We start from the raw sequence: 24,161 nt of genomic DNA on the forward strand, positions 1-24,161 counted from the left end.
TAAAAAATCGATTAACGGACTAAATCCTGTTTTTTTAAACGTGTTTTCTTATTTATTTAGATATAAAGCAAAAAAATAGCCTCGAAAATACGAGGCTACTTTAAAATAAAACTTTTAAACAAGTTCTTTTATTTCTTTTTGTCTTTGACTGAGCAACATGATTGAATACTGTGGTTCGTTCTAAATTTTCCGTCAGCGTCAAAATGTGACAGACACATTTCCTTTTCTTGTTCAGTACATCCCAATGAATCACACATTTTAGCACATTCTTCTTTAGTCATTTGACTAGCTTTGCTCATATCACATTTCCCCACCATACCAATCATCTTTTCATTAGCACAACATCTCATTGTACAACCTTTTTCTCTGCATTCTACTTTAGACATTGAAATGCATTTGCCGGAAGCATCACAACAAGAAGCAATGTCAGAAGGAATTGTATGCGAACCATTCCCTAAAATAGGTGCCATCACTAACCCAATTAAACAAGTTAATTTAATCAAAATATTCATTGAAGGACCTGAAGTATCTTTAAAAGGATCACCAACAGTATCACCCGTTACAGCTGCTTTATGTGCATCAGAGCCCTTGTAAGTCATCTCCCCATTAATCATTACTCCAGCTTCAAAAGATTTCTTGGCGTTGTCCCAAGCTCCTCCAGCATTATTTTGAAAAACAGCCCAAAGAACTCCTGAAACCGTTACTCCAGCCATATACCCTCCTAACATTTCAGCAATCAATTGATTGTTACCACCGTACACTAATTTCCCTAAAATCAAAATTGCTATCGGAAAACCTATAGTTAAAGCTCCTGGCAACATCATTTCGCGCAAAGCTGCTTTGGTCGAAATATCAACACATTTAGCATATTCGGGTTTTCCTGTCCCTTCCATGATACCTGGGATTTCTTTAAACTGACGTCTAACTTCATATACCATATCCATTGCCGCTTTTCCAACAGAATTCATTGCCAATGCTGAAAAAACTACTGGAATCATTCCACCTACAAACAGCATTGCCAATACGGGAGCTTTAAAAATATTAATTCCGTCAATTCCTGTAAAAGTAACATAAGCCGCAAATAGTGCTAAGGAAGTCAAGGCAGCCGAAGCAATTGCAAATCCTTTTCCTGTAGCCGCAGTTGTATTTCCGACAGAGTCCAAAATATCTGTACGCGTACGGACTTCTTTAGGCAATTCACTCATTTCAGCAATTCCTCCAGCATTATCAGAAATAGGACCAAAAGCATCAATAGCTAATTGCATGGCTGTAGTAGCCATCATTGCAGATGCCGCCAAAGCAACACCATAAAATCCTGCCAAAGCGTAGGTAGACCAAATAGCAGCAGCAAAAAGTAAAATTGTTGGAAAAGTAGAAATCATTCCAGTAGCAAGCCCAGCGATTACATTAGTACCTGCACCTGTACTTGATTTTTGCACAATTGCCATAACAGGTTTGGTTCCTAAGCCAGTATAATATTCCGTAACTGAAGAAATTGCTCCTCCTACAAAAAGTCCAATTAAGGTAGCATAAAACACCCTCATCGAAGGAATGTTTTGTATTCCTTCACCAAAAAATTCCATCTTCATCGTTTCTGGCAGCATGTATTGCACCAGAAAATAGCATGAAATCGCCGTTAAAAGAATGGAAACCCAATTTCCTTTATTTAGTGCGTTTTGCACCTGAGCCTCTTTAGCATTATCATCCGTTATTTTCACCAACATCGTACCAATAATAGAAAATAAAATTCCAAAACCTGCGATTGACATTGGCAACAATACGGGACCAATTCCTCCGAAATCATCAACAATTGCACCACCCATATCTTTAATCACATAGTTCCCTAAAACCATAGCTGCCAAAACAGTCGCTACATAGGAGCCAAACAAATCGGCTCCCATACCTGCAACATCACCCACATTATCACCCACATTATCAGCAATCGTAGCTGGATTTCGAGGATCGTCTTCTGGAATACCGGCCTCCACTTTCCCCACCAAATCAGCTCCAACATCAGCGGCCTTGGTATAAATACCACCTCCTACTCGGGCAAACAAAGCAATTGATTCTGCTCCCAAAGAAAAACCAGCTAGCGTTTCTAAAACAATGGTCATGTCTTCTGTAGAAGTCCAAGTCCCGTTCATAAAAAACTGAAAGAAGAAAATAAAGAATCCTGTTAGTCCTAAAACCGCAAGTCCTGCAACACCCAATCCCATTACCGTTCCACCACTAAAAGAAACATTTAAAGCTTGAGGCAAACTGGTACGTGCTGCTTGAGTGGTTCTCACATTGGTTTTTGTTGCGATTTTCATTCCCATATTTCCAGCTAGCGCAGAAAAAAAAGCACCAAAAATAAAAGCAACTACAATTAGAATATGTGTGGTTGGCACTATAACTGAAATACCCGCCAAAGCAAGACTAGCACCAATTACAAAAAAAGTTAACAACTTATATTCTGCTTTTAGAAAAGCCAATGCGCCTTCATAAATATAATCTGAAATAGCGGCCATCTTTCCATCACCAGCATCTTGTTTTAATACCCAAGCTCTTTTGACTCCCATAAACAGAAGTCCTATAATTGCCATTACTATTGGCAAATAAATCATAAATGCATTCATAAATTGGTTCGGTTATTTGTTAATATTAAATTGTGTCCCGAACGAATTTAACGAAAAAAGCAATACTCTATTAAGAATATTGCTTTTTTATTTATAGTTTAAAGAGAAATTTACAATTTTAAAGAAAATAACCCCTCTGGTTTGTTTTCAATATTATTGAAACGATCTTGACATTCTTTGATAATTGCAAATGCCTCATTTACATCTCCCCAACCCTCAACATCAACTTTTTTATTCTCCAAATCTTTATAAACTTGGAAGAAATGCTCGATTTCCTTTACTAAGTGTGGATTGATATCTGACAAGTTTTCCAATGAATTCCATATAGGATCAGAAACTGGTACACAGATTACTTTTTCGTCTGGTCCTTTGTCATCAGCCATGTGAAAAACACCAATAGGCTTCAGCTTCCATAACACAACCTGGAAATGTAGGCTCGTTTACCAAAACCAATACATCTAATGGATCACCATCAAGTGCTAATGTTTCTGGAATAAAACCATAATCAGCTGGATACATCATTGAAGAGAACAACATTCTATCAAAACGCATTCTTTTCAACTCGAAATCATATTCGTATTTATTTCTACTTCCTCTAGGAATTTCGATCAACACATCGAAAGTGGTTATTTTGTCTGCAGTCATTTTTATTTTTTCTTAAGTTCTTTTTATGCGATTGCAAAAGTAATTAAAAACATTTTTAATACAACTATTATCTCTTTTTAAAACGGCTAATCCTTTATTGTTTAGCTATAAATCGAAAATCAACATTGTATTTTTGTTCTAAAAACAAATCCATTCTTAGAAATAAAAGCCAAAGGATCCTTTAATTGAAAATTTCTGAGCATCAGGAGTATCCAAATAATTCCCTCGCCAAGTAAAATCAATTCGAAATACCTTAAAAATATTTCCGATTCCTGCACTGTATTCCCAATAACCCGTTTCAGGTGCTACATAAGTCAATCCTGAAGCATTTATCGTCTTATTTTCATCCGAAATAGAACCATAAACTGTTCTTACTCCTATAATTTCTCGCCAATTCAACTTTCGCATAAACGGAATTCGACCAAATAATCTTCCTCCAAAATTATGATTCCATTGAATCGTAGCGTATTGATCAGTTACAAATTCGTAGAAATTCAGGTTACTAAAAGTGTTTTCAATGGTAAAATAACTTTGATTTCCAGGAATCACATTCATTAAGCCTAAAGGAATTTGCCCAAAAGTTTTACCCACTTCCAGAATAATATCTGTTCTCCCTAAAGGCCCGATAATAATAGGTTGCTTGTAATACAACTGTAACTTATCATAATCAAAATCACTATCTAGCATCCCTTTGAAACCATGATTGTAATTAACAAAAAAGCGACTAAACGGACTATCTACTTCTCTTCTTTCTACACCATAACCAACCGTTTTACGATTGGGTGTAAATTCAATTTGAAAACCTACTTCAGATTGTTTTACTTCACTTTTAGTGGTTGTTTGACTGGCATCTATATAATAATCTAAACTAAAAACAGTCGAGGCAGACTCCAAGGTACGGTATGAAAACCCTGTTTGAAAAATTAAATTTTTAACCGGCTCAATTTCCACAGCAACATTGGTCAAATTGATATTGGTTAATTTTCCATTTGAACTGGTATTAAATAAGGAAGAAGAAGCAAAACTTCTGCCCAAAACGTCATTGGTGCTCGTTAAACTCGCCCCAATTTGTTCCACATCACGCCTATTCCCTGCCGAAAGAATAACTCTTTTCTTCTTGTCAACCATCCATTTTCCTGAAACCCCATACTTGAATTTATCATCATCAAACCCATAAGCGGTATATCCTTGCAATCTCCAAACATCATTAGGTCCAAAATAAGTTCGTCCTCCTACTCGCATCCGGATACCCTCTACTTGATTGTAACCAAAAGTGGAAAATATTGGTCCGTAGTCAAAATTACCAAACTGAATATACCCACTCCCTAAAATAGAAACCAAATCATATAATCGTTGAAATTTCTTGACTGTTTGAAGGGTATCCAACATTTTATAAATCCCTTTTTCGTCTTTGTTTAAATTTTCAAATCGATTTTGTGTCCAATAGGCTTCTGACTTATTGTAGACATCATTGTCGATAAAATTGACTTGATCTTTATATAAACTGTTCGGTTTTTCGATATTAAATTGATGGTTTTGATATAAGGTTGTTCGTTTCCCATACATCCCTTTGGATGCTTCTTTTTTGTTCAAAGCAAAATCAGACATCATATAATCCCGAGTCAGTAAAAAGATGGAATCATTTTGAACTTCAAATTCTTGTTCGATATAAATATCTTTTACCCAGTTAATATTGGCACTTTTAGTAACAGCCATATTGATTTTTTTGATGGCAAAAGTCGTATCGCTGACCCAAAAATCACCTTTAAACGTCAATTCATTTTTCCTTCTTGGATAAAACAAAATATTGTAGCACCACTTTTTATCTACAAAAGCACTATCTCTTAACACATAATTATAGACATCAATTCCTGTTTTTGATAGTGGACTGGTAAAACTTTTATCAAAAAACGTTAAGTGATTGCTGTAAATGTCATAGTCAGAATAGAGGTCATTTACGAAAGCTAAAATTTGTTGGTTATCACTAAACCCAGAGTTTTTATTAGCCTTGAGCTTTTCCTTGACTTTGCTTATTTTGTTGTTTCCGTAAACATCATAGAGTGATTCGTTGATGAAAATAGGTAAATAGGTTTTCCCTGTAACCCTTGATGTATCGACATGATTAAAGATAAATTCCATTCCTTTGAAAAATTTACGTTTCATAAAAGCACTATCAATCGTATTCATGTCAAACTCTACTTTCTCGTATTTTTCCATTTGATAGTAATCAAATTGAGAAAGTCCGTTCTTACGTTTTCTTTCCCATATTTTTCGAAGAATATCAAGCGCTGGATTGTCTTTTTTGGAAGTTTTACCAGTGTAAATCGTAACTTCTTTAAGGTTCTCAGCAGAATTTACGATAACTTTAAAATTATAATTAATTGTTTTGGGAAGCACCACCACTCTATCCGAATAACCTACAGAGGTAACAATAATGGCATTATAAGTATTTGGAGATTCTATATAAAACCTTCCATCCTCGTTAGACATCGTCCCTATATTGGAATCTTTAAAAACAATATTCGCAAATGGCACAGGCTGATTTGCATTATCATACACAATACCACTCACCTTAGTTTGAGCAATAAAACTATTGGCAAATCCAAAGAGCACCAATACTAAATACCAGAACTTATTCTTCATAATTATTGTTTAAAAAAAAACTTCATCATACAAACGCATGATGAAGTCTTTATAGTATTCGTATTGTTTTTATTTATTCAATACTTTCTTAACAGCTTTTACAACATCATTTGCATTAGGCAACCACTCTTCTAGTAATACTGGAGAGTAAGGAGCTGGTGTATCGGCTGTAGTAATTCTTTGAATTGGTGCATCTAAATAATCAAAAGCACGTTCTTGAACTAAATAAGTAATTTCAGAAGAAACACTTGCAAAAGGCCAAGCTTCTTCAAGAATTACCAATCTGTTTGTTTTCTTAACTGATGCTAAAACAGCATCAATATCTAATGGACGAACCGTTCTTAAATCGATGATTTCACAAGAAACTCCTTCTTGCGCTAATTGATCTGCTGCGATGAAAGCTTCTTTAATAATTTTCCCAAAAGAAACGATAGTAACATCAGTTCCTTCACGTTTGATATCAGCTACTCCAATTGGAATAACATATTCACCTTCTGGAACTTCTCCTTTATCACCATACATTTGCTCTGATTCCATGAAAATAACTGGGTCATTATCCCGAATAGACGCTTTCAAAAGCCCTTTAGCATCATAAGGAGTAGATGGAACTACTACTTTAAGACCTGGAGTATTTGCGAACCAATTTTCTAAAGCTTGCGAGTGTGTTGCTCCTAATTGCCCTGCAGAAGCAGTTGGCCCACGAAAAACAATTGGCACATTGAATTGTCCACCAGTCATTTGACGCATTTTAGCAGCATTATTTATAATTTGATCTATACCTACTAAACAAAAGTTAAAAGTCATATATTCTACAATTGGACGACAACCGTTCATTGCTGAACCTACTGCAATACCTGTAAAACCTAACTCTGCAATTGGAGTATCAATAACTCTTTTCTCTCCAAATTCTGCAAGCATACCTTTAGAAGCTTTGTAAGCACCGTTATATTCGGCAACTTCCTCTCCCATTAAGTATACAGACTCATCATGACGCATTTCTTCACTCATTGCTTCACAAATAGCCTCTCTAAATTGTATCGTTCTCATATTATATCTTGTATATGTATATTTTTCGAAAAGCAAAAATAAATATTTAAAATCATTTAACGCACCATTTCTATTAAAATAATGATGCGTAATTTATAGTTATTTGTTATATCCTGATAAAAATCAATTCAAAAAATTAACTTTACTTCCATTTAGGAATTGAATCTTAAAATAATTTACTATGCATGCATAGTAAATTATTTCATTTTTTATTCTAAATTTGTATTTGAATTTATTTACTAACAAAAATTAAGCAGTAAAAAGCAGCTTTATTAAGTTCAAATCAAATCCTAAGTATAAACTGAAAGCCATAAAATAAAAAATAAACATCAACATATGAAAATATTAGTTTGCATCAGCCATGTTCCTGATACTACATCAAAGATTAACTTCGCTAATAATGATTCAGAATTTGACACTAACGGAGTACAATTTGTTATCAACCCAAATGATGAATTTGGTCTTACTCGTGCCATTTGGTTTCAAGAAAAACAAGGAGCAACAGTTACCGTGGTGAATGTTGGAGGACCAGAAACCGAACCAACACTAAGAAAGGCTTTAGCAATTGGAGCTAATGATGCAATCCGCGTGAATGCCACACCTACTGATGGATTTTTTGTTGCCAAACAATTAGCTGAAGTAATCAAAAACGGTGGGTACGACTTGGTTATCGCAGGTAAAGAATCTCTAGACTACAACGGAGGCATGGTCCCTGGAATGATTGCCGCAATGACCAATGCCAACTTTGTCAACTCTTGCACTGAACTCACAATTGAAGGCGCCAACGCAAAAGCAGTACGTGAAATTGACGGAGGAAAAGAGACAGTATCCACGACTTTACCACTAATTATTGGAGGACAAAAAGGTCTTGTAGAAGAAAAAGATTTGCGCATTCCGAACATGAGAGGTATCATGACCGCTAGAACAAAACCACTAACTGTAGTAGAACCAACAGAGGCTCCTACACATACTAAAGCTGTAAAATTTGAAAAACCAGCACCAAAGTCAGCTGTAAAATTAATTCCAGCAGATAATTTAGACGAGTTAATCAATTTATTACACAACGAAGCGAAAGTGATTTAGAAAAATTCAGGAATTGGGATTTGGGATTTTAAAAAAATTACAAACCTCAATTCAAAATCCTTAGTCCTTAATTCAATAATCCTTAATCTTATCATTCACTATGTCAATATTAATATACGCAGAATCAGCAGAAGGAAAACTTAAAAAAGTTGCATTTGAACTTGCTTCCTACGCTAAAAAAGTAGCTAACTCACTAGGCACAACTGTTACCGCTCTAACTTTTAACAGTACTGACACCTCTGAGCTATCTAAATACGGAGTAGACAAAGTATTAAAAGTAAACGATACCAAATTAGCACAATTTAACGCTAAGGCATACGCAGATGTTATCCAACAAGCTGCAAAAAAAGAAAGCACCAAAGTAGTTTTGCTTTCATCAACTACTGATAGCACTTACCTTGCTTCATTAGTTGCTGTAGCACTAGAGGCTGGATACGCATCTAATGTAGTTGGACTACCTATAAGCACTTCACCTTTTCAAGTAAAACGAACAGCCTTTTCAAATAAGGCATTTAACATTACCGAAATCAATACGGATATAAAAGTATTGGGACTAGCCAAAAATTCATTCGGAATTATTGAAACTAGCACTTCATTAACTGAAGAAGATTTCACTCCTACACTTTCTGACAATGATTTCAATATCAAAATTGAATCTACGGAGAAAGTTTCTGGCAAAGTTGCTATTGCTGATGCTGACATTGTAGTATCAGGAGGAAGAGGCTTAAAAGGACCCGAAAACTGGGGATTAATCGAAGATTTAGCCTCAGTACTTGGAGCAGCAACAGCTTGTTCAAAACCTGTTTCCGACCTAGGATGGAGACCTCATGGAGAGCACGTAGGACAAACAGGAAAACCAGTAGCAGCAAATTTATATATTGCCGTTGGTATTTCGGGAGCCATACAACATATTGCAGGAATCAACTCCTCTAAAGTAAAAGTTGTTATTAACACTGACCCTGAAGCTCCTTTTTTCAAGGTAGCTGATTATGGTATTGTAGGAGATGCATTTGAAGTAGTCCCTCAATTAATCGAAAAACTAAAAGTGTTTAAAGGACAATAAAACTAAAATTATCCTCCATTAAAACCACAATTACACCCATAAAGAGCTATTATATTAATTTATAATAGCTCTTTTTTTAACGTTTAAACAACTATTTTTATTTACATTTATAAGTAGCATTAGTTTTTTGAAGCTAACAAAAGATTTTGTTTCTTTGTAGGCTAATCATTTCCTTTATTTACAATTGGTGAATAAGAAAAAACTGGTTTCAAAATAATTCTTTGATTTTAGCCTCTAAAATCTAAAACCTAAAATTAACATGAGTTTAGTTAAACTATCCATAAAAGGCATTTCATACAGCCAAACTCAAAATGGAGCTTATGCTTTAATTTTGAATGAAGTTGACGGAGAGAGAAAACTACCTATAGTCATAGGTGCATTTGAAGCGCAATCTATTGCCATTGCACTTGAAAAAGAGATTAAACCGCCACGTCCTTTAACACATGATTTATTCAAAAATTTTGCAGAACGTTTTGACATCATTGTAAAACAAGTTATTATTCATAAACTAGTGGATGGTGTTTTTTACTCCAGTATTATATGCGAAAGAGACAAGATTGAAGAGATTATTGACGCCAGAACCTCTGATGCTATAGCTCTTGCTTTACGATTCAACGCTCCTATTTTTACTTATAAAAATATTCTTGACAAAGCGGGTATTTACTTAAAAGCTAATCCACAAGAAACCGATAAAGATTCTCAAGAAATTGATGATATTCTTTCCAACCCAGAAACTTTTGGCAATGAAGATGAAAGTCAAAACCCTGGACGTCCATATATCAAGCATAGTCTTCAAGAATTATCAGAACTTCTTGAACAAGCTGTTAGCCAAGAAGATTATGAAAAAGCAGCAAAAATTAGAGACGAAATTTCCAAAAGAGAATCTTAACATAAGAGAATTAACAAGCCCACTGAAGCCGTAAAGAACCCCAAGTAATGAAGCAATATTTAGATTTAGTAAAACACGTAATGGAAAACGGTTGCCAAAAAGGAGACCGTACTGGAACAGGAACTAAAAGTGTCTTTGGACATCAAATGCGTTTTGACTTGAACGAAGGTTTCCCAATGGTTACGACTAAAAAATTACATTTAAAATCTATTATTTACGAACTACTTTGGTTTTTAAAAGGGGACACGAATATTGAGTACCTTCAAAAAAATGGCGTAAAAATTTGGGATGCTTGGGCAGACGAAAATGGTGATTTAGGTCCTGTTTACGGACATCAATGGCGCAATTGGAACGGTGAAGAAATAGATCAAATTAAAGATTTAATCAACGAATTAAAAACCAATCCCAATAGTCGCAGAATGCTTGTTTCCGCTTGGAACCCATCTGTACTTCCAGATACCTCTAAATCATTTGCAGAAAACGTTGCCAATAACAAAGCAGCACTACCACCTTGCCACGCCTTTTTTCAGTTTTATGTAGCCGATGGGAAATTATCCTGCCAACTATACCAACGTAGCGCCGATATATTCTTGGGAGTTCCCTTCAACATAGCCTCATACGCCTTATTAACAATGATGATTGCACAAGTGTGCAATTTAGGCTTAGGCGAGTTCATCCATACTTTTGGAGATGCACACATCTACAACAACCACTTTGAACAATTAAAATTACAATTATCACGGGAACCAAGAGCATTACCAAAAATGATATTGAATCCCGAGATAAAAGATATATTTGATTTTGACTATGAAGATTTCACACTTGAAGGCTACGAACCTCATGACAGCATCAAAGGAAATGTTGCAGTTTAATTAAACAGCAATAACTCCGTTTTCAGTACCTGCAAATTCATTCCATTTGTATGAATCAGCTTCAGCGTCGTTTACATATGTACCATCAACTACATATTTAAACTCATAGGAAGCGTCTTTTGGTAATTCAAAAACACCTTTAAAAGTTCCGTTTTTTAATTTATTTAAAGCTCCTTCTTCAACATTCCAATTGTTAAAATCACCAACTACAGCTACATTAATTGCATCTTTAGCTTCGATTGAGAACGTTACTTTACAAACTGGTTTTGACTTTATAAATTGTTTTTTTATTGACATAACTATTTCATTTTTAATATTATGGAACAAAGAAAACAAAATATATTGAACTTTATACAAAAAAATTAAGTTTTGCCAAAATAGCATTTAACTTGTTAATTTTTAATGCATTCAATAATTTAAACACTGTTAAATTTAACATGCCAAAAAAGAAATCGTTTTCTAATTAATTAATAAATCACTGAAACAATAATTTTACAAATTAAATTTTATCTTTATGCTTTAAATTTCAACATATGGAAAGAGACCAACACGAATTATACGAATACGCACGAAAAAGAATCAAGCAAAAAAAAAGACTCTATTTTCATTTTGTCCTGTTAATTTCTGCAACTCTTTTTATTTTCTTGTCAACCAAAATAATGACCATCGACATTAATCCTAATTGGCTTATTTTAGGCATCACCATATGGGCATTTATATTCATTCTACATTTCATAAAAGTCTATATTACTGATCGTTTTATGAATAAAAATTGGGAGAGAGAACAAATCGACAGATTGGTATCCTTACAAGAAAAAAAAATCAACGAATTAAAAACTAAAATCAGCGAAGACCCTACTTCAATAAAATAAAACCAAATGATTATAATGATTGCTGCGGCAGCAGAAAACAATGCCTTGGGAAAAAACAACCAAATGATATGGCATTTGCCTAACGACTTCAAGCGATTCAAAGCCCTCACAACTGGCCACCATATCATTATGGGACGAAAGACTTTCGAGAGTTTCCCAAAACCATTACCTAACAGAACCCATATCGTTATCAGTCGCCAAAAAGAGTATGCCCCTGAAGGTTGCATCGTGGTCAGTAGTATCGAGGAAGCACTGTCTGCATGCCCAAAAGACCAAGACGTATTTATTATTGGTGGTGGTGAAATCTACCAACTAGCCTTACCTCATTCTGATAAAATTGAACTTACCAGAGTACATTACAGTTTTGCGGCAGATGCTTTTTTTCCGGAAATCGAATCTGAAAAATGGGAACTTACCCAATGTGAATCGCATCCCAAAGACGAAAAACATCTTTTTGAATATTCCTTTGAAACTTACACTAAAAAATAAAAGCACCCCAGTAAAACTGGGGTGCTTTTTTTACAATGATAAGGACTTAACTGCCTATTCTTGAAGAAGAATTTGACAACTTAATATAAAAATTACAAATGTCAACATAGCCCCAGTGATGAAGATAATGACATTTGATGTTTTTTGAGAGTACATCTCAAAATAGCCTTTAATACCAAATACCACGAAGGTACTAAAGGCAAAGAAAATTAAAATTTCCAAAAACAAATTTAATCCTAAGAACGTATTTTGCGTTAATAACAAATTACTGTTTAATAAAACAGCACCGTCAAAACTAACAACAAGAACAAACGATATAATTAGCGCAAAAATTAACCATTTGATTTGGCCTGTCAGTCCTTTTATCATCATTGAAATAAATATTTAATATTTATAATGTAAAATTCGGCAATAAAAAACGGACACACAATACCCACTTTTAGTGATATTTCAATTTTAACAAACATTCACACACTATTGATTAACAGTGCTTTACATAATTGTATAATAATACACCTACAAAGCAAAACTCTTTTATAACCACTAAAAAGTCATTTTAAATTAAAATTCTACCTCAAACCATTCTGTTCCTGACCATCTATTTTATTTCAATTTTCTATTCTCAATAAAAGTTCAATTGAGATTGTATTATATTTGTGAAAAATTAAAATAAAATGTCAAAAAACGTCACCCCATATAAAGACTCCACTTTAAGTAAAAAAGAACAAGTAGCAAAAATGTTTGATACTATATCTGGAAATTACGACAATTTGAACCGCGTAATTTCTTTTGGAATTGACGTAAAATGGCGAAAGAAAGTTTTAAACATTGTCAAAAAATCCAATCCCGACACTATTTTAGATATTGCCACAGGAACAGGCGACCTAGCCATCTTATTGGCCCAGACCAAAGCTGAGAAAATTATTGGCCTAGACATCTCTGCAGGAATGCTTGAAGTAGGTGAAAAGAAGATAGCCGCAAAAAATCTCTCTAAGACAATCGAAATGGTTTTGGCAGATTCTGAAAACATTCCTTTTGAAAACAACTTTTTTGACGCCATCACTGTAGCTTTTGGAGTTCGTAACTTTGAACACCTTGAAAAAGGATTGTCTGAAATATTTCGCGTTTTAAAACCTGGTGGCGTGTTCGTAATCTTAGAAACTTCGGTACCTGATAAAACTCCTTACAAACAAGGATATCATTTTTACACCAAAAATATTTTGCCTCTAATAGGAAAACTTTTTTCAAAAGACGATGTTGCTTACGGCTATTTATCAGAATCTGCATCAAAATTCCCTTATGGAGAGGCACTAAACAATATTTTGAGAAAAATTGGGTTTATAGAGGTAAAGGCAATGCCACAAACTTTTGGTGTAGCAACCATCTATTCTGCATCCAAAAAATAAAACTGAACACTCATTAAGGATTCTTATGAAAAAAATTGTGCCGTTTCTACTTATATTCTTGCTTTCGTTCAAGGGAATGGCGCAATCTGGAACAAATATATTTGGAAAGGACCCTATCATCCATTTGGAAAACTTCCAAAAACAACGACTTTATTTTGGCTACTTCCTTGGTTTCAACAATTTTGACTTTAAGATTGATTATAAAGATCTTCAACCCACAGATATTGAAGTCACAAAATCAACTGGTTTTAATGTGGGTGTCGTAGCTGATGTTAAATTGCAAGATTACATTGATTTACGCTTTGAGCCAGGATTGTACTACGGAAAAAGAGAATTGTCTTTTCCAGGTTTCACAACTCAATCCGACAGATTAAGAGAAGTTAGTAGTACATACATCCATTTTCCATTGCTGTTAAAATTCTCGTCCCTTAGAACAGGAAACATTCGTCCTTACTTAGTAGGAGGAGTTTCTTCAACACTGAATCTTTCGGGAAACTCTAAGACAAAAGACGATAATTACGAGCAAAAATTCAGAGTCAAACCATGGTCTTCCAGTTATGAAATTGGATTCGGAATCGATATTTTCTCAGAATACTTTATATTTTCGCCCTCCATTAGAGGCCTTTTTGGATTGACCGATGAATTAATTAGAGACAATAATCCCAATAGTCCTTGGACAGGAAACATAGATGCAATGAAAACTAGAGGTATTTTAATCAACTTTACTTTTCACTAAAAGTTGGAAATCACCTTCTGAATTCACTCAAAACGATAGCCGTTGCAGTTGCTACGTTCAAACTTTCAGTCATTTGTAAGTCACCAAAACGTGGAATTGTAAGCTTGCTTGTCACCCTACTTTCTATAGCTGCTGAAATGCCGTTCGCTTCGTTCCCCATGACAATAATGCCCTCTTTAGGCAAATTGACTTTGTAGATGTTTTCTCCCTCCATAAAAGTACCAAAAACTGGCTTTGAAGTTTGAGATAAATAAGCCTCCAAATCGATATAATTCACATTCACTCTGCTTATAGAGCCCATTGTAGCTTGCACGACTTTTGGATTGTATATATCAACTGTTTCAGGACTACAGAGCAACTGCTTGACACCAAACCAATCACACAAACGCAGTATGGTACCCATATTGCCAGGATCCCGAATGGCATCTAAGGCGACAATCAATCCTGAATCCATTAGAGGTTTTCCCTGTGGAATTTTGAATACAGCCAAACAACTATTAGGAGTAACTAAAGCCGAAATTTTTTTCAAATCAGCTTCTTGAACTAAGGTTTTATTTGCAGAAGCAACAGCAGTAAAATCATCTTTAGTAGTGTACAAATGGACCAATTCAAAATTAGATTGCAACAATTCCTCTATCCCTTTTACACCTTCGGCAAAAAACATTTGATGAACTGCTCTATACTTTTTTTGCTGTAAACTAGTTATAAGTTTTATTTGGTTTTTACTAACCATAAAAATATGTACTTTTGAATTAAATATTTTAGAACACTTGAAGAAAATTTCAACAAAAATATCACTTATTATTCTAATAGGAATAATTATATCTGCTTGTAACGCTGAAAAAAGAGTTCCTGAGGGGAAACATCTCCTTATAAAAAACAAAATTACGGTAAACGGCAAACGAACTACGGAGGAAAACGTAACCAATCAACTTTACCAAAAACCCAATAGCACCTTATTAGGCTATCGCTTGCGTTTGAATATGTACAATTTGGCCAATTTGAATCCTGACTCTACCTACCAAGCCAAGTTTATTGCAAACCCTAAAAAATACGAGCGTAAATCAAAATGGTTGTCTGCCAAACAAGTAAATAGACTGGGAACATCTTTTTGGTATCACGGCATCCATGACTTCTTGAAAAAAACTGGGGAACCTCCAGTAATTATTGACACTGTAAAATCTAGAAAATCAGTATCCAGACTAAAATCTTATTATTTTAACAACGGCTATTTTAACATTAAAGCCAATTACCAATTTGATACAATCAAAAAAAAGAGAGGTCAAATTCGCTATGAGATTGCGACAGGAAAACCATATTTGCTAGACACTATAAAGACCACTATTGCCACACCGGTATTAGATTCGCTTTATGAAGCATCAAAAAATCTTAGCTTCTTAAAATCAGGAAAACAATTTAGAACTGAAAATTTTGAAGAAGAAAAAAACCGCATCTCGAGTCTTTTTAGAAACAACGGAATTTATCATTTCCAGCCTACTTATATCAACTTTGACATTGACACTATTCAAAAAGGAGACAAGGCTAATGTAAATCTTATCATTAACAATTACTCTTATCAAGACCAAGATTCTACCAAAACAGAAACTTTCAAAAGATTTAAAATTAGTGATGTAAACATTTACACGGATTATACTGCTAACAATAGCAATATGCCAATCAAGGACAGTACAACTTATAAAAATTTCAACCTGTACAGCCATGAAAAACTAAAATACAAACCGTATGCAATTACAGACGCCATCTTTATCAATAAAGGAGGTTATTTTGCCGATTTTAAAACAGTACTAACCACCCGTTATTTAAGCAACTTAAAAGTTTTTAATTACCCCATTATTCAATACGAAATTGACCGTAGAGACACCACTACCAACTCATTAATTGCCAAAATATATCTAACCCCTAGAAAAAAATACAGTTTTGGAAGCTTCTTTTGACGTTACCCACTCGAACATTCAAGACATCGGTATCGCTTTCAGTCCGTCTTTGTCCATTCGAAATATATTCAATGGAGCCGAAACACTGGAAATTTCGGCTAGAGGGAACATAGGATCTTCCAAAGATTTGGCCAATCCAAACAATCAATTTTTCAATGTATCAGAGTACGGATTGGATTTAAAATTAAGCTTCCCTAGAATCTTTCTGCCTTTTGATACCGAAAAAATCATCCCTAAAAGCATGATTCCTTCCACCTTAATCGCCACTGGTTTTTCAAGGCAAAAGAATATTGGACTGGACAAAGAAAATTTCACCGGAGCCTTCTCATACAATTGGACTCCCAAAAAGAACAACACGGCTAGATTTGAACTTTTTAACGCGCAATACATAAGAAATTTAAATACTGAAAATTACTTTAACGTATACAGTTCCTCTTACGATGCACTTAACGAAATTGCAAAAAATTACAATAATAACCCTGATTATTTAAACACCTCAGGGAATTTAATTATTGAAAAAGGAACTTCTGGTTTCACCGCTGATGTTTTGACGGGAAACACTGGACTTAATGAAACAGATAATGATTTTAAAAGCGTAAAAAGCATTGAAGAACGAAGAGTCCGTTTGACTGAAAATGATTTTATCTTTTCAAGCAGCTTTACATTTTCAAAAACAACTAAAACCGACTTACAAGACAACACCTTTTACCTCTTTAAGACGAAAATCGAATCTGCTGGTTCCTTATTATCAATGATTTCTAGAGCCGCTAAACTCCCTTATAATTCCAATGGTAACTACGAAATCTTTAACCTAGAGTATTCTGAATATGTGAAAACCGAATTTGACTATATTAAACATTGGGATTTGACCAAAGAAAAAGTACTCGCCGTACGTTCGTTTTTTGGAATAGCCATTCCTTTTGGAAATGCTGATTACATTCCGTTTTCTCGTAGTTATTTTGCAGGAGGTTCTAATGACAATAGAGCTTGGCAACCATACAGTTTGGGACCAGGACGCAGTGGTGCGACCAATGACTTTAATGAAGCTAATATGAAAGTAGCCCTAAGCGCTGAATTCCGATTCAAAATCCTAGGTGATTTAAAAGGGGCCTTATTTGCTGATGCAGGAAACATTTGGAATGTTCTGGACCGAGAGGAAGATGAAAAATACATTTTTAAAAATTTCAGCAGTCTAAAAGATACCGCCCTAGGGACAGGGTTTGGATTAAGATACGATTTAAGCTTCTTTATTGTACGATTTGATTTTGGATTTAAAACCTATAATCCTGCCAAAGAAATAGGCGAAAAATGGTTTAAAGAATTTAATATTTCTAGCACTGTATTAAATTTTGGTATAAATTACCCCTTCTAATGCTATTTAATTCTTATTTTTGCATTCTTAAACTAAAAACTAAAAGTAACTAAAAACAATTAAAATGGCACACAACATCAAACCGGGCGTAGCTACAGGAGATCAAGTTCAAGAAATTTTCAACTATGCAAAAGAAAAAGGATTTGCACTTCCAGCAGTAAACGTTACTGGTTCAAGTACAATAAACGGAGTTCTTGAAACTGCAGCGAAACTAAACGCTCCAGTAATTATTCAGTTCTCAAATGGTGGCGCTCAATTTAACGCGGGTAAAGGATTGTCTAACGCTGGTGAAAAAGCAGCAATCGCAGGTGGTATTGCAGGTGCAAAGCACATTCACACTCTTGCTGAAGCTTACGGAGCAACTGTAATTTTACATACGGACCACTGTGCAAAAAAATTATTGCCTTGGATTGACGGTTTATTAGACGCATCTGAAGAGCATTTTGCTGCAACAGGAAAACCATTGTTTAGCTCTCACATGATTGATTTATCAGAAGAGCCAATCGAAGAAAACATCGAAATCTGTAAAGAATACCTAGCTCGTATGAGTAAAATGGGAATGACTTTAGAGATTGAATTAGGAATCACTGGTGGTGAGGAAGATGGTGTTGACAACTCTGACGTTGATGCATCAAAATTATACACGCAACCAGAAGAAGTAGCTTATGCTTACGAAGAATTATCTAAAGTAAGTCCAAAGTTTACAATCGCAGCTGCTTTCGGAAACGTACACGGGGTATACAAACCAGGTAACGTAAAATTAACTCCAAAAATCTTGAAAAATTCTCAAGAATTCATCCAAGAGAAATATAAAACAGAAGCTAACCCTATTGATTTTGTATTCCACGGTGGATCAGGTTCTACTCTTGAAGAAATCAGAGAAGCAATTGGATACGGAGTAATCAAAATGAACATCGATACTGACTTGCAATTTGCTTACACAGAAGGTATCCGTGACTATATGGTTAAAAACATCGACTATTTGAAAACTCAAATTGGAAACCCAGAAGGGGCTGATGTTCCTAATAAAAAATATTACGACCCAAGAAAATGGGTTCGTGAAAGTGAAGTAACATTCAATACAAGATTAGAGCAAGCATTTGCTGACTTGAACAATGTAAATACATTATAAATTTAGGATTAAGGATTTTGGAATTGAGGATTTTCAACTCCTAATTCCAAAATCCTAATTATCAAAATTCAAAATTCGAAATTATGGCTTGGTTTAAACGACAAGAAAAGGGAATCACTACTGCTACCCAAGACAAAATGGATGTCCCAAAAGGCCTTTGGTACAAATCTCCTACAGGAAAAATCATTGATGCTGACGAGCTAGAACGCAATTTGTTCGTAAGTCCCGAAGACGGTTTTCACGTAAGAATTGGTAGTGCAACTTATTTTGAAATTTTATTCGACAACAATGAGTTTGTAGAATTGGATAAAGACCTAACTTCCAAGGACCCTCTGAACTTTGTAGACACAAAGAAATATTCAGACCGATTGAAGCAAGTGATGGATAAAACCCAACTGAAAGATGCCGTACGTACTGGAGTTGGAAAATCTAAAGGAAAAGATTTAGTCATTTGCTGTATGGATTTTGCCTTTATCGGTGGATCAATGGGAGCTGTAGTGGGCGAGAAAATCTCAAGAGGAATTGACCACGCCATCAAAAACAAATTGCCTTTCGTGATGATATCAAAGTCAGGAGGAGCACGTATGATGGAAGCGGCTTATTCCCTAATGCAGTTAGCCAAAACATCCGTAAAACTAGCACAGTTAGCCGATGCTAAATTGCCTTACATCTCTTTATGTACAGACCCTACAACAGGTGGAACAACTGCTTCTTATGCCATGTTAGGAGACATCAATATCGCTGAGCCAGGAGCCTTAATTGGTTTCGCCGGACCTCGTGTGGTACGTGACACAACTGGTAAAGACTTACCAGAAGGTTTCCAAACCGCTGAGTTCTTATTAGAGCACGGTTTCTTAGACTTTATAACCGCCAGAAAAGAATTAAAAGACAAGATTAACTTGTATATCGATTTGATTCAAAACAACGAAATTAGATAAATGAAAATCCCGAGCAATCGGGATTTTTTTTGTGTTAGATTGAACGCAATCACATTAAAATAAGCGTACTTTCTGCAATCCTATATCTGTGATGATAATTTATTAGATTATGTAGGATTGGCAATGAATTACTCTTGTTTGCAATTCAAAAACCAATAGAATCTTAAATCCCTAATATGTTTTAAAAATAAGTTGCAAATCTCTCTACTTCTTCTTTCGTACACCTATCCTTAACAAAACACACAAGCTTTTCATAAATAAACATACAACTAGATTCCCGTTCTAATCGCTTCCACAGGATCTAATCGGGAAGCGGTGATCGCCGGAATGATTCCTGCTATCAGTCCAATTATAGCAGCCAAGAACGTGCCTAAAAAAACATTTCCATAACTCAATACAAATTCAAAATCGGCTAGATTGGTAGCAACTACCGAAGTAATAAAAACAAATAACAACCCAATGATTCCCCCTATCACAGATAAAATTATAGATTCAAACAAAAACTGAAATAAGATAAAACGGTTTTTTGCCCCCAATGATTTTTGAATCCCAATGAGATTCGTTCTTTCTTTCACCGATACAAACATGATGTTCGCAATTCCAAAACCACCAACTAGCAATGAAAAACCACTGATAATCCAGCCCATCACATTCATTTGACCAATAATCCCATCAATAAAATTGGTAAAACCAGAGAAAACATTGATAAAGAAATTATCGATTTCTCCATCTTTCACTCCTCTATAACTTCTTAGTTTCCCAGTTAATTCCGCTTTATAAGCATCCATATCCACACCGCTGCTAGGTTTTAGAATAATTACTGGCGTCATAGCATCGTTGTTGTCCCCATACATCTTTCGCAAAAAATTAACAGGCAAAAAAACGGAAGTATCATTACTATCCCCAAACAAACCAGCGCCTTGTTTTTTCAAAACTCCAATCACGCTAAAGCGCTGACCATACAACCGTATGTCTTCACCAATTGGATCTTGATTCCCAAAAAGCGTATTGGCTATTTCATCTCCTATCACAATTACCGCTTTCCCAGAATTGGCTTCCGACTCATTATAAAACCGTCCCCTCTCAAATTCCAATCCTTGAATATTGATAAATTCTCCTGATACTGGAACAATATTCACATCACTTACAGATTTATCATCGTGTTTTAAGGTTTCACGACTGACAAACAATTGAAAGCCTACTTCCTCCGTTTGCGTCAAAGTACTCTTCAAATACACATATTCATCGTACTTCACATTGGGAAATTGCTCTCTTTTCCATTGTGGAACTTCGGTAGGAGCGAATGAAAATCTCATTAAATAAATCGTATTTTTATCTAAATTACTCAAATCCTTAGTGATTTTTCGATCCAAAGAATCCACAGCCGCCAAGACAGCAATGATTGAAAAAATCCCTATAGTCACTCCTAACAAGGACAATAAGGTTCGCAATTTATTGTTTGTTAAAGCATCCAAAGCAAAAACAAAACTCTCTTTTAACAATCGGAGGTACAAACGCATTACAACACGGATTTTGAATCAAGTAAAATTCCAACAATTATCTTCAAAAACCTAACAATTTCAATAAACTACTTGATATTAAAAGCCATTTTTAAAAAAATAAGGCTAAATGTTAACTATTTACAAATTATCTCTTTTTCAAATAGCTTAATTTTCAGTTTAAAAAACTATTTTTGCACTTTCAAATTATAACACAAGATGAGCACAACAAAAACAATTCAATCTGCATTAATTTCAGTTTTTTCTAAAGAAGGTCTTGAGCCTATTGTAAGACAACTACACAGTCAAAATGTAACCCTTTATTCAACAGGTGGAACTGAAGACTTTATTAAAAATTTAGGAATTCCTGTTGTACCAGTTGAAGATGTTACTTCTTACCCATCTATTTTAGGAGGAAGAGTTAAAACCTTACACCCAAAAGTTTTTGGTGGTATTTTGAACCGTCAAGACCACGAAGGTGATGTTGCCCAAATGAAAGAATACAACATTCCGCAAATTGACTTGGTAATTGTTGACTTATATCCTTTTGAAAAAACAGTAGCTTCAGGAGCTAGTGAAGCTGATATCATTGAAAAAATTGATATTGGCGGAATTTCATTAATTCGTGCCGCTGCTAAAAATTTTAAAGACACAGTTATTGTTGCTTCTGTTGATGATTATAGTTTGTTTTTAAACATGATTACAGAACAAAATGGAGCTACTACTCTTGAAGACAGAAAACTATTAGCATCTAAAGCCTTTCACGTATCTTCACACTATGACGGTGCCATTTTCAACTATTTCAATACTGACGAAACCATCTATAAAGAAAGTATTGCAAATGGTCAAGTATTGCGTTACGGAGAAAATCCACATCAAAAAGGTTTCTTTTTTGGCGATTTTGAAGCAATGTTTACTAAAGTTCACGGAAAAGAATTATCATATAACAACTTATTAGATGTAGATGCTGCAGTGAATTTGATTAACGAATTCAAAAATGACGGCCCTACATTTGCAATTTTGAAACACAATAACGCATGTGGATTAGCTTCAAGAGACACTATTGAAGAAGCCTATAACGCTGCTTTGGCTTGTGATCCAACTTCTGCTTTTGGAGGTGTCCTAATCGCCAACAAAACTATTGATGTAGCAACTGCTACTGAAATTAACAAACTATTCTGTGAAGTAGTGATTGCTCCATTATATGATTATGAAGCATTGGCGATTCTTCAAGAAAAGAAAAATAGAATAATTTTAATCCAAAACGAGGTAGAATTACCTCTAAGACAAGTAAGAACTTGTTTGAATGGATTATTAATTCAAGATAGAAATAACATCACAGACAATAAAGCAGACTTAAAGACCGTTACCCTTACAAGTCCTACAGAACAAGAAATAGAAGATTTAATTTTTGCTTCTAAAATTTGCAAAAACACCAAATCAAATACGATTGTTTTTGCTAAAAACGGAACTTTAATTTCATCAGGAACAGGTCAAACTTCAAGGGTTGATGCTTTGCAACAAGCAGTTGAAAAAGCAAAACACTTTGGATTTGATTTAACAGGTGCTTCAATGGCAAGTGATGCTTTTTTCCCTTTCCCTGATTGTGTAGCTCTTGCTAAAGAAGCAGGAATCACAGCTGTTATTCAGCCTGGAGGATCTATAAAAGACGGACTAAGCATTGACTATTGCAACGAAAACAATTTGGCAATGGTATTTACAGGAACACGTCATTTCAAACATTAATTTGTTTAACTTTGTGCGCAATTATATTTATAACTTTTAACCCAAAATAATTTATGGGATTTTTTGATTTCATGACTGAGGATATCGCGATAGACCTTGGTACCGCTAATACCTTAATTATTCATAATGACAAAGTTGTTATTGATAGTCCATCCATAGTTGCAAGAGATAGAATTTCAGGCAAAATTATAGCCGTTGGTAAGGAAGCCAACTTGATGCAAGGTAAAACGCATGAAAACATTAAAACGATTCGACCATTAAAAGACGGTGTAATTGCTGATTTTGATGCTTCTGAAAAAATGATTAGTATGTTTATCAAAAGCATACCCGCATTAAAAAAGAGAATGTTTACTCCTGCCCTGCGAATGGTAGTATGCATCCCTTCTGGAATTACAGAAGTAGAAATGAGAGCAGTAAAAGAGTCTTGTGAAAGAGTAAATGGTAAAGAAGTTTACCTTATTCACGAGCCAATGGCAGCAGCAATCGGTATTGGAATCGATATTATGCAACCTAAAGGAAATATGATTGTTGACATCGGTGGTGGAACAACAGAAATTGCTGTTATTGCTCTTGGTGGAATTGTATGTGATAAATCTGTAAAAATTGCAGGTGACGTTTTTACAAATGACATCGTTTATTATATGCGTACTCAACACAACCTTTTTGTAGGAGAAAGTACTGCTGAAAAAATCAAAATCCAAATAGGAGCTGCTATCGAAGACCTAGAAAGTCCTCCAGAGGATATGTCAGTTCAAGGTAGAGATTTACTTACTGGAAAACCAAAACAAGTAGAGGTATCCTATAGAGAAATCGCTAAAGCATTAGACAAATCAATCCAACGTATTGAAGATGCGGTGATGGAAACCTTATCTCAAACACCTCCTGAATTAGCAGCAGATATCTACAATACTGGTATTTACTTAGCGGGTGGTGGATCAATGTTAAGAGGACTTGACAAACGTATTTCTCAAAAAACAGATTTACCCGTTTACATCGCTGAAGATCCGTTAAGAGCTGTAGTTCGTGGAACAGGAATGGCACTTAAAAATATTGGCCGATTTAAAAGTATCTTAATCAAATAAGATTTTCTTATATGTAACTGAATTTTTATATTAGCTATGAAAATTCAGTTACTACGCCTATTTTGAAACACATA

The 24,161-nt window shown here is 34.8% G+C and carries 21 protein-coding genes and 1 pseudogene; 14 read left to right on the forward strand and 8 right to left on the reverse strand.

The genetic code is table 11. The annotated features are described in order from the left end of the window. Nucleotides 1-128 precede the first annotated feature (128 nt). From ACNH59_RS03410 to ACNH59_RS03425, 4 genes and pseudogenes are all read right to left on the reverse strand, one after another. Nucleotides 129-2,618: a sodium-translocating pyrophosphatase gene (locus ACNH59_RS03410; protein ID WP_418264030.1), complete on the reverse strand. Its 2,490-nt coding sequence runs from the start codon at nucleotides 2,616-2,618 to the stop codon at nucleotides 129-131. 110 nt (nucleotides 2,619-2,728) lie between these two features. Next, nucleotides 2,729-3,263: pseudogene (locus tag ACNH59_RS03415) on the reverse strand (inorganic diphosphatase). A gap of 156 nt (nucleotides 3,264-3,419) precedes the next feature. Then, nucleotides 3,420-5,906, reverse strand: a complete 2,487-nt coding sequence (locus ACNH59_RS03420; protein WP_418264031.1) for a DUF5686 family protein — start codon at nucleotides 5,904-5,906, stop codon at nucleotides 3,420-3,422. Nucleotides 5,907-5,975: 69 nt separating this feature from the next. Then, nucleotides 5,976-6,953, reverse strand: coding sequence for a pyruvate dehydrogenase complex E1 component subunit beta (locus ACNH59_RS03425; protein ID WP_418264032.1), 978 nt, complete (start codon nucleotides 6,951-6,953; stop codon nucleotides 5,976-5,978). A gap of 336 nt (nucleotides 6,954-7,289) precedes the next feature. Between ACNH59_RS03425 and ACNH59_RS03430 the strand changes: the two genes are divergently transcribed. From ACNH59_RS03430 to ACNH59_RS03445, 4 genes are all read left to right on the forward strand, one after another. After that, nucleotides 7,290-8,036: an electron transfer flavoprotein subunit beta/FixA family protein gene (locus ACNH59_RS03430; protein ID WP_418264033.1), complete on the forward strand. Its 747-nt coding sequence runs from the start codon at nucleotides 7,290-7,292 to the stop codon at nucleotides 8,034-8,036. A gap of 100 nt (nucleotides 8,037-8,136) precedes the next feature. Then, nucleotides 8,137-9,099 carry an electron transfer flavoprotein subunit alpha/FixB family protein gene (locus ACNH59_RS03435; RefSeq protein WP_418264034.1) on the forward strand — a complete coding sequence of 321 codons (963 nt, stop codon included), beginning with the start codon at nucleotides 8,137-8,139 and terminating at the stop codon, nucleotides 9,097-9,099. A 259-nt stretch (nucleotides 9,100-9,358) separates the two neighbouring features. Next, complete coding sequence (locus tag ACNH59_RS03440; RefSeq protein ID WP_418264035.1) at nucleotides 9,359-9,988, forward strand: bifunctional nuclease domain-containing protein; 630 nt, start codon at nucleotides 9,359-9,361, stop codon at nucleotides 9,986-9,988. A gap of 47 nt (nucleotides 9,989-10,035) precedes the next feature. Then, nucleotides 10,036-10,860 (forward strand): thymidylate synthase, encoded by an 825-nt coding sequence (locus ACNH59_RS03445; protein WP_418264036.1) that lies wholly within the window; start codon nucleotides 10,036-10,038, stop codon nucleotides 10,858-10,860. On the opposite strand, the gene ACNH59_RS03450 is transcribed toward ACNH59_RS03445, so the two are convergent. Continuing rightward, nucleotides 10,861-11,157 carry an isoamylase early set domain-containing protein gene (locus ACNH59_RS03450; RefSeq protein WP_418264037.1) on the reverse strand — a complete coding sequence of 99 codons (297 nt, stop codon included), beginning with the start codon at nucleotides 11,155-11,157 and terminating at the stop codon, nucleotides 10,861-10,863. A 236-nt stretch (nucleotides 11,158-11,393) separates the two neighbouring features. Between ACNH59_RS03450 and ACNH59_RS03455 the strand changes: the two genes are divergently transcribed. Together ACNH59_RS03455 and ACNH59_RS03460 are read left to right on the forward strand one after the other, a co-directional pair. Next, nucleotides 11,394-11,732: a 2TM domain-containing protein gene (locus tag ACNH59_RS03455; RefSeq protein WP_418264038.1), complete on the forward strand. Its 339-nt coding sequence runs from the start codon at nucleotides 11,394-11,396 to the stop codon at nucleotides 11,730-11,732. Between the two features lie 6 nt (nucleotides 11,733-11,738). Further along, nucleotides 11,739-12,221, forward strand: coding sequence for a dihydrofolate reductase (locus ACNH59_RS03460; protein WP_418264039.1), 483 nt, complete (start codon nucleotides 11,739-11,741; stop codon nucleotides 12,219-12,221). A 54-nt stretch (nucleotides 12,222-12,275) separates the two neighbouring features. On the opposite strand, the gene ACNH59_RS03465 is transcribed toward ACNH59_RS03460, so the two are convergent. Beyond that, nucleotides 12,276-12,593 (reverse strand): hypothetical protein, encoded by a 318-nt coding sequence (locus ACNH59_RS03465; RefSeq protein ID WP_418264040.1) that lies wholly within the window; start codon nucleotides 12,591-12,593, stop codon nucleotides 12,276-12,278. A gap of 302 nt (nucleotides 12,594-12,895) precedes the next feature. Here ACNH59_RS03465 and ubiE point away from each other — a divergent pair, with 302 nt between their 5' ends. Together ubiE and ACNH59_RS03475 are read left to right on the forward strand one after the other, a co-directional pair. Then, nucleotides 12,896-13,627 carry a bifunctional demethylmenaquinone methyltransferase/2-methoxy-6-polyprenyl-1,4-benzoquinol methylase UbiE gene (gene ubiE, locus ACNH59_RS03470; RefSeq protein WP_418264041.1) on the forward strand — a complete coding sequence of 244 codons (732 nt, stop codon included), beginning with the start codon at nucleotides 12,896-12,898 and terminating at the stop codon, nucleotides 13,625-13,627. A gap of 25 nt (nucleotides 13,628-13,652) precedes the next feature. After that, nucleotides 13,653-14,363: a porin family protein gene (locus ACNH59_RS03475; RefSeq protein ID WP_418264042.1), complete on the forward strand. Its 711-nt coding sequence runs from the start codon at nucleotides 13,653-13,655 to the stop codon at nucleotides 14,361-14,363. 10 nt (nucleotides 14,364-14,373) lie between these two features. Here ACNH59_RS03475 and ACNH59_RS03480 read toward each other — a convergent pair whose 3' ends face one another. Then, a complete protein-coding gene (locus tag ACNH59_RS03480) occupies nucleotides 14,374-15,096 on the reverse strand; it encodes a TrmH family RNA methyltransferase (RefSeq protein ID WP_418264043.1) in 723 nt (240 codons plus the stop codon). Nucleotides 15,097-15,133: 37 nt separating this feature from the next. Here ACNH59_RS03480 and ACNH59_RS03485 point away from each other — a divergent pair, with 37 nt between their 5' ends. The 4 genes from ACNH59_RS03485 (at nucleotide 15,134) to accD (ending at nucleotide 19,760) form a co-directional block, all read left to right on the forward strand. Further along, nucleotides 15,134-16,318 (forward strand): hypothetical protein, encoded by a 1,185-nt coding sequence (locus tag ACNH59_RS03485; protein WP_418264044.1) that lies wholly within the window; start codon nucleotides 15,134-15,136, stop codon nucleotides 16,316-16,318. Further along, nucleotides 16,302-17,690 carry a BamA/TamA family outer membrane protein gene (locus ACNH59_RS03490; RefSeq protein ID WP_418264045.1) on the forward strand — a complete coding sequence of 463 codons (1,389 nt, stop codon included), beginning with the start codon at nucleotides 16,302-16,304 and terminating at the stop codon, nucleotides 17,688-17,690. The genes ACNH59_RS03485 and ACNH59_RS03490 overlap by 17 nt, the downstream gene beginning before the upstream one ends. Before the next feature lie 64 nt (nucleotides 17,691-17,754). Continuing rightward, the gene (gene fbaA / locus ACNH59_RS03495; protein ID WP_418264046.1) at nucleotides 17,755-18,822 is read left to right on the forward strand and encodes a class II fructose-bisphosphate aldolase; all 1,068 of its coding nucleotides are present in this window, start codon (nucleotides 17,755-17,757) and stop codon (nucleotides 18,820-18,822) included. An 83-nt stretch (nucleotides 18,823-18,905) separates the two neighbouring features. Beyond that, nucleotides 18,906-19,760, forward strand: a complete 855-nt coding sequence (accD, locus tag ACNH59_RS03500; RefSeq protein ID WP_418264047.1) for an acetyl-CoA carboxylase, carboxyltransferase subunit beta — start codon at nucleotides 18,906-18,908, stop codon at nucleotides 19,758-19,760. Nucleotides 19,761-20,029: 269 nt separating this feature from the next. Here accD and ACNH59_RS03505 read toward each other — a convergent pair whose 3' ends face one another. Continuing rightward, nucleotides 20,030-21,280, reverse strand: a complete 1,251-nt coding sequence (locus ACNH59_RS03505) for an ABC transporter permease (RefSeq protein ID WP_418264048.1) — start codon at nucleotides 21,278-21,280, stop codon at nucleotides 20,030-20,032. Nucleotides 21,281-21,478: 198 nt separating this feature from the next. Here ACNH59_RS03505 and purH point away from each other — a divergent pair, with 198 nt between their 5' ends. Both purH and ACNH59_RS03515 read left to right on the forward strand, forming a co-directional pair. Continuing rightward, nucleotides 21,479-23,005, forward strand: a complete 1,527-nt coding sequence (gene purH / locus ACNH59_RS03510) for a bifunctional phosphoribosylaminoimidazolecarboxamide formyltransferase/IMP cyclohydrolase (protein WP_418264049.1) — start codon at nucleotides 21,479-21,481, stop codon at nucleotides 23,003-23,005. 53 nt (nucleotides 23,006-23,058) lie between these two features. Beyond that, the gene (locus ACNH59_RS03515; protein WP_418264050.1) at nucleotides 23,059-24,087 is read left to right on the forward strand and encodes a rod shape-determining protein; all 1,029 of its coding nucleotides are present in this window, start codon (nucleotides 23,059-23,061) and stop codon (nucleotides 24,085-24,087) included. Nucleotides 24,088-24,161: the final 74 nt, after the last annotated feature.

It is taken from the genome of Flavobacterium faecale (assembly GCF_048320115.1).
GTDB lineage: Bacteria > Bacteroidota > Bacteroidia > Flavobacteriales > Flavobacteriaceae > Flavobacterium > Flavobacterium faecale_A.

Bases quoted from the DNA above. Each gene is read 5' to 3' on its own strand.
- ACNH59_RS03515 (WP_418264050.1), top strand. From the start codon at position 23,059: ATGGGATTTTTTGATTTCATGACTGAGGATATCGCGATAGACCTTGGT.
- ACNH59_RS03435 (WP_418264034.1), top strand. From the start codon at position 8,137: ATGTCAATATTAATATACGCAGAATCAGCAGAAGGAAAACTTAAAAAA.
- ACNH59_RS03440 (WP_418264035.1), top strand. From the start codon at position 9,359: ATGAGTTTAGTTAAACTATCCATAAAAGGCATTTCATACAGCCAAACT.
- ACNH59_RS03465 (WP_418264040.1), bottom strand. From the start codon at position 12,593: ATGATGATAAAAGGACTGACAGGCCAAATCAAATGGTTAATTTTTGCG.
- ACNH59_RS03480 (WP_418264043.1), bottom strand. From the start codon at position 15,096: ATGGTTAGTAAAAACCAAATAAAACTTATAACTAGTTTACAGCAAAAA.
- ubiE (WP_418264041.1), top strand. From the start codon at position 12,896: ATGTCAAAAAACGTCACCCCATATAAAGACTCCACTTTAAGTAAAAAA.
- ACNH59_RS03425 (WP_418264032.1), bottom strand. From the start codon at position 6,953: ATGAGAACGATACAATTTAGAGAGGCTATTTGTGAAGCAATGAGTGAA.
- ACNH59_RS03450 (WP_418264037.1), bottom strand. From the start codon at position 11,157: ATGTCAATAAAAAAACAATTTATAAAGTCAAAACCAGTTTGTAAAGTA.
- ACNH59_RS03460 (WP_418264039.1), top strand. From the start codon at position 11,739: ATGATTATAATGATTGCTGCGGCAGCAGAAAACAATGCCTTGGGAAAA.
- ACNH59_RS03505 (WP_418264048.1), bottom strand. From the start codon at position 21,280: ATGCGTTTGTACCTCCGATTGTTAAAAGAGAGTTTTGTTTTTGCTTTG.
- accD (WP_418264047.1), top strand. From the start codon at position 18,906: ATGGCTTGGTTTAAACGACAAGAAAAGGGAATCACTACTGCTACCCAA.
- ACNH59_RS03430 (WP_418264033.1), top strand. From the start codon at position 7,290: ATGAAAATATTAGTTTGCATCAGCCATGTTCCTGATACTACATCAAAG.
- ACNH59_RS03445 (WP_418264036.1), top strand. From the start codon at position 10,036: ATGAAGCAATATTTAGATTTAGTAAAACACGTAATGGAAAACGGTTGC.
- fbaA (WP_418264046.1), top strand. From the start codon at position 17,755: ATGGCACACAACATCAAACCGGGCGTAGCTACAGGAGATCAAGTTCAA.
- purH (WP_418264049.1), top strand. From the start codon at position 21,479: ATGAGCACAACAAAAACAATTCAATCTGCATTAATTTCAGTTTTTTCT.
- ACNH59_RS03420 (WP_418264031.1), bottom strand. From the start codon at position 5,906: ATGAAGAATAAGTTCTGGTATTTAGTATTGGTGCTCTTTGGATTTGCC.
- ACNH59_RS03475 (WP_418264042.1), top strand. From the start codon at position 13,653: ATGAAAAAAATTGTGCCGTTTCTACTTATATTCTTGCTTTCGTTCAAG.
- ACNH59_RS03410 (WP_418264030.1), bottom strand. From the start codon at position 2,618: ATGAATGCATTTATGATTTATTTGCCAATAGTAATGGCAATTATAGGA.
- ACNH59_RS03455 (WP_418264038.1), top strand. From the start codon at position 11,394: ATGGAAAGAGACCAACACGAATTATACGAATACGCACGAAAAAGAATC.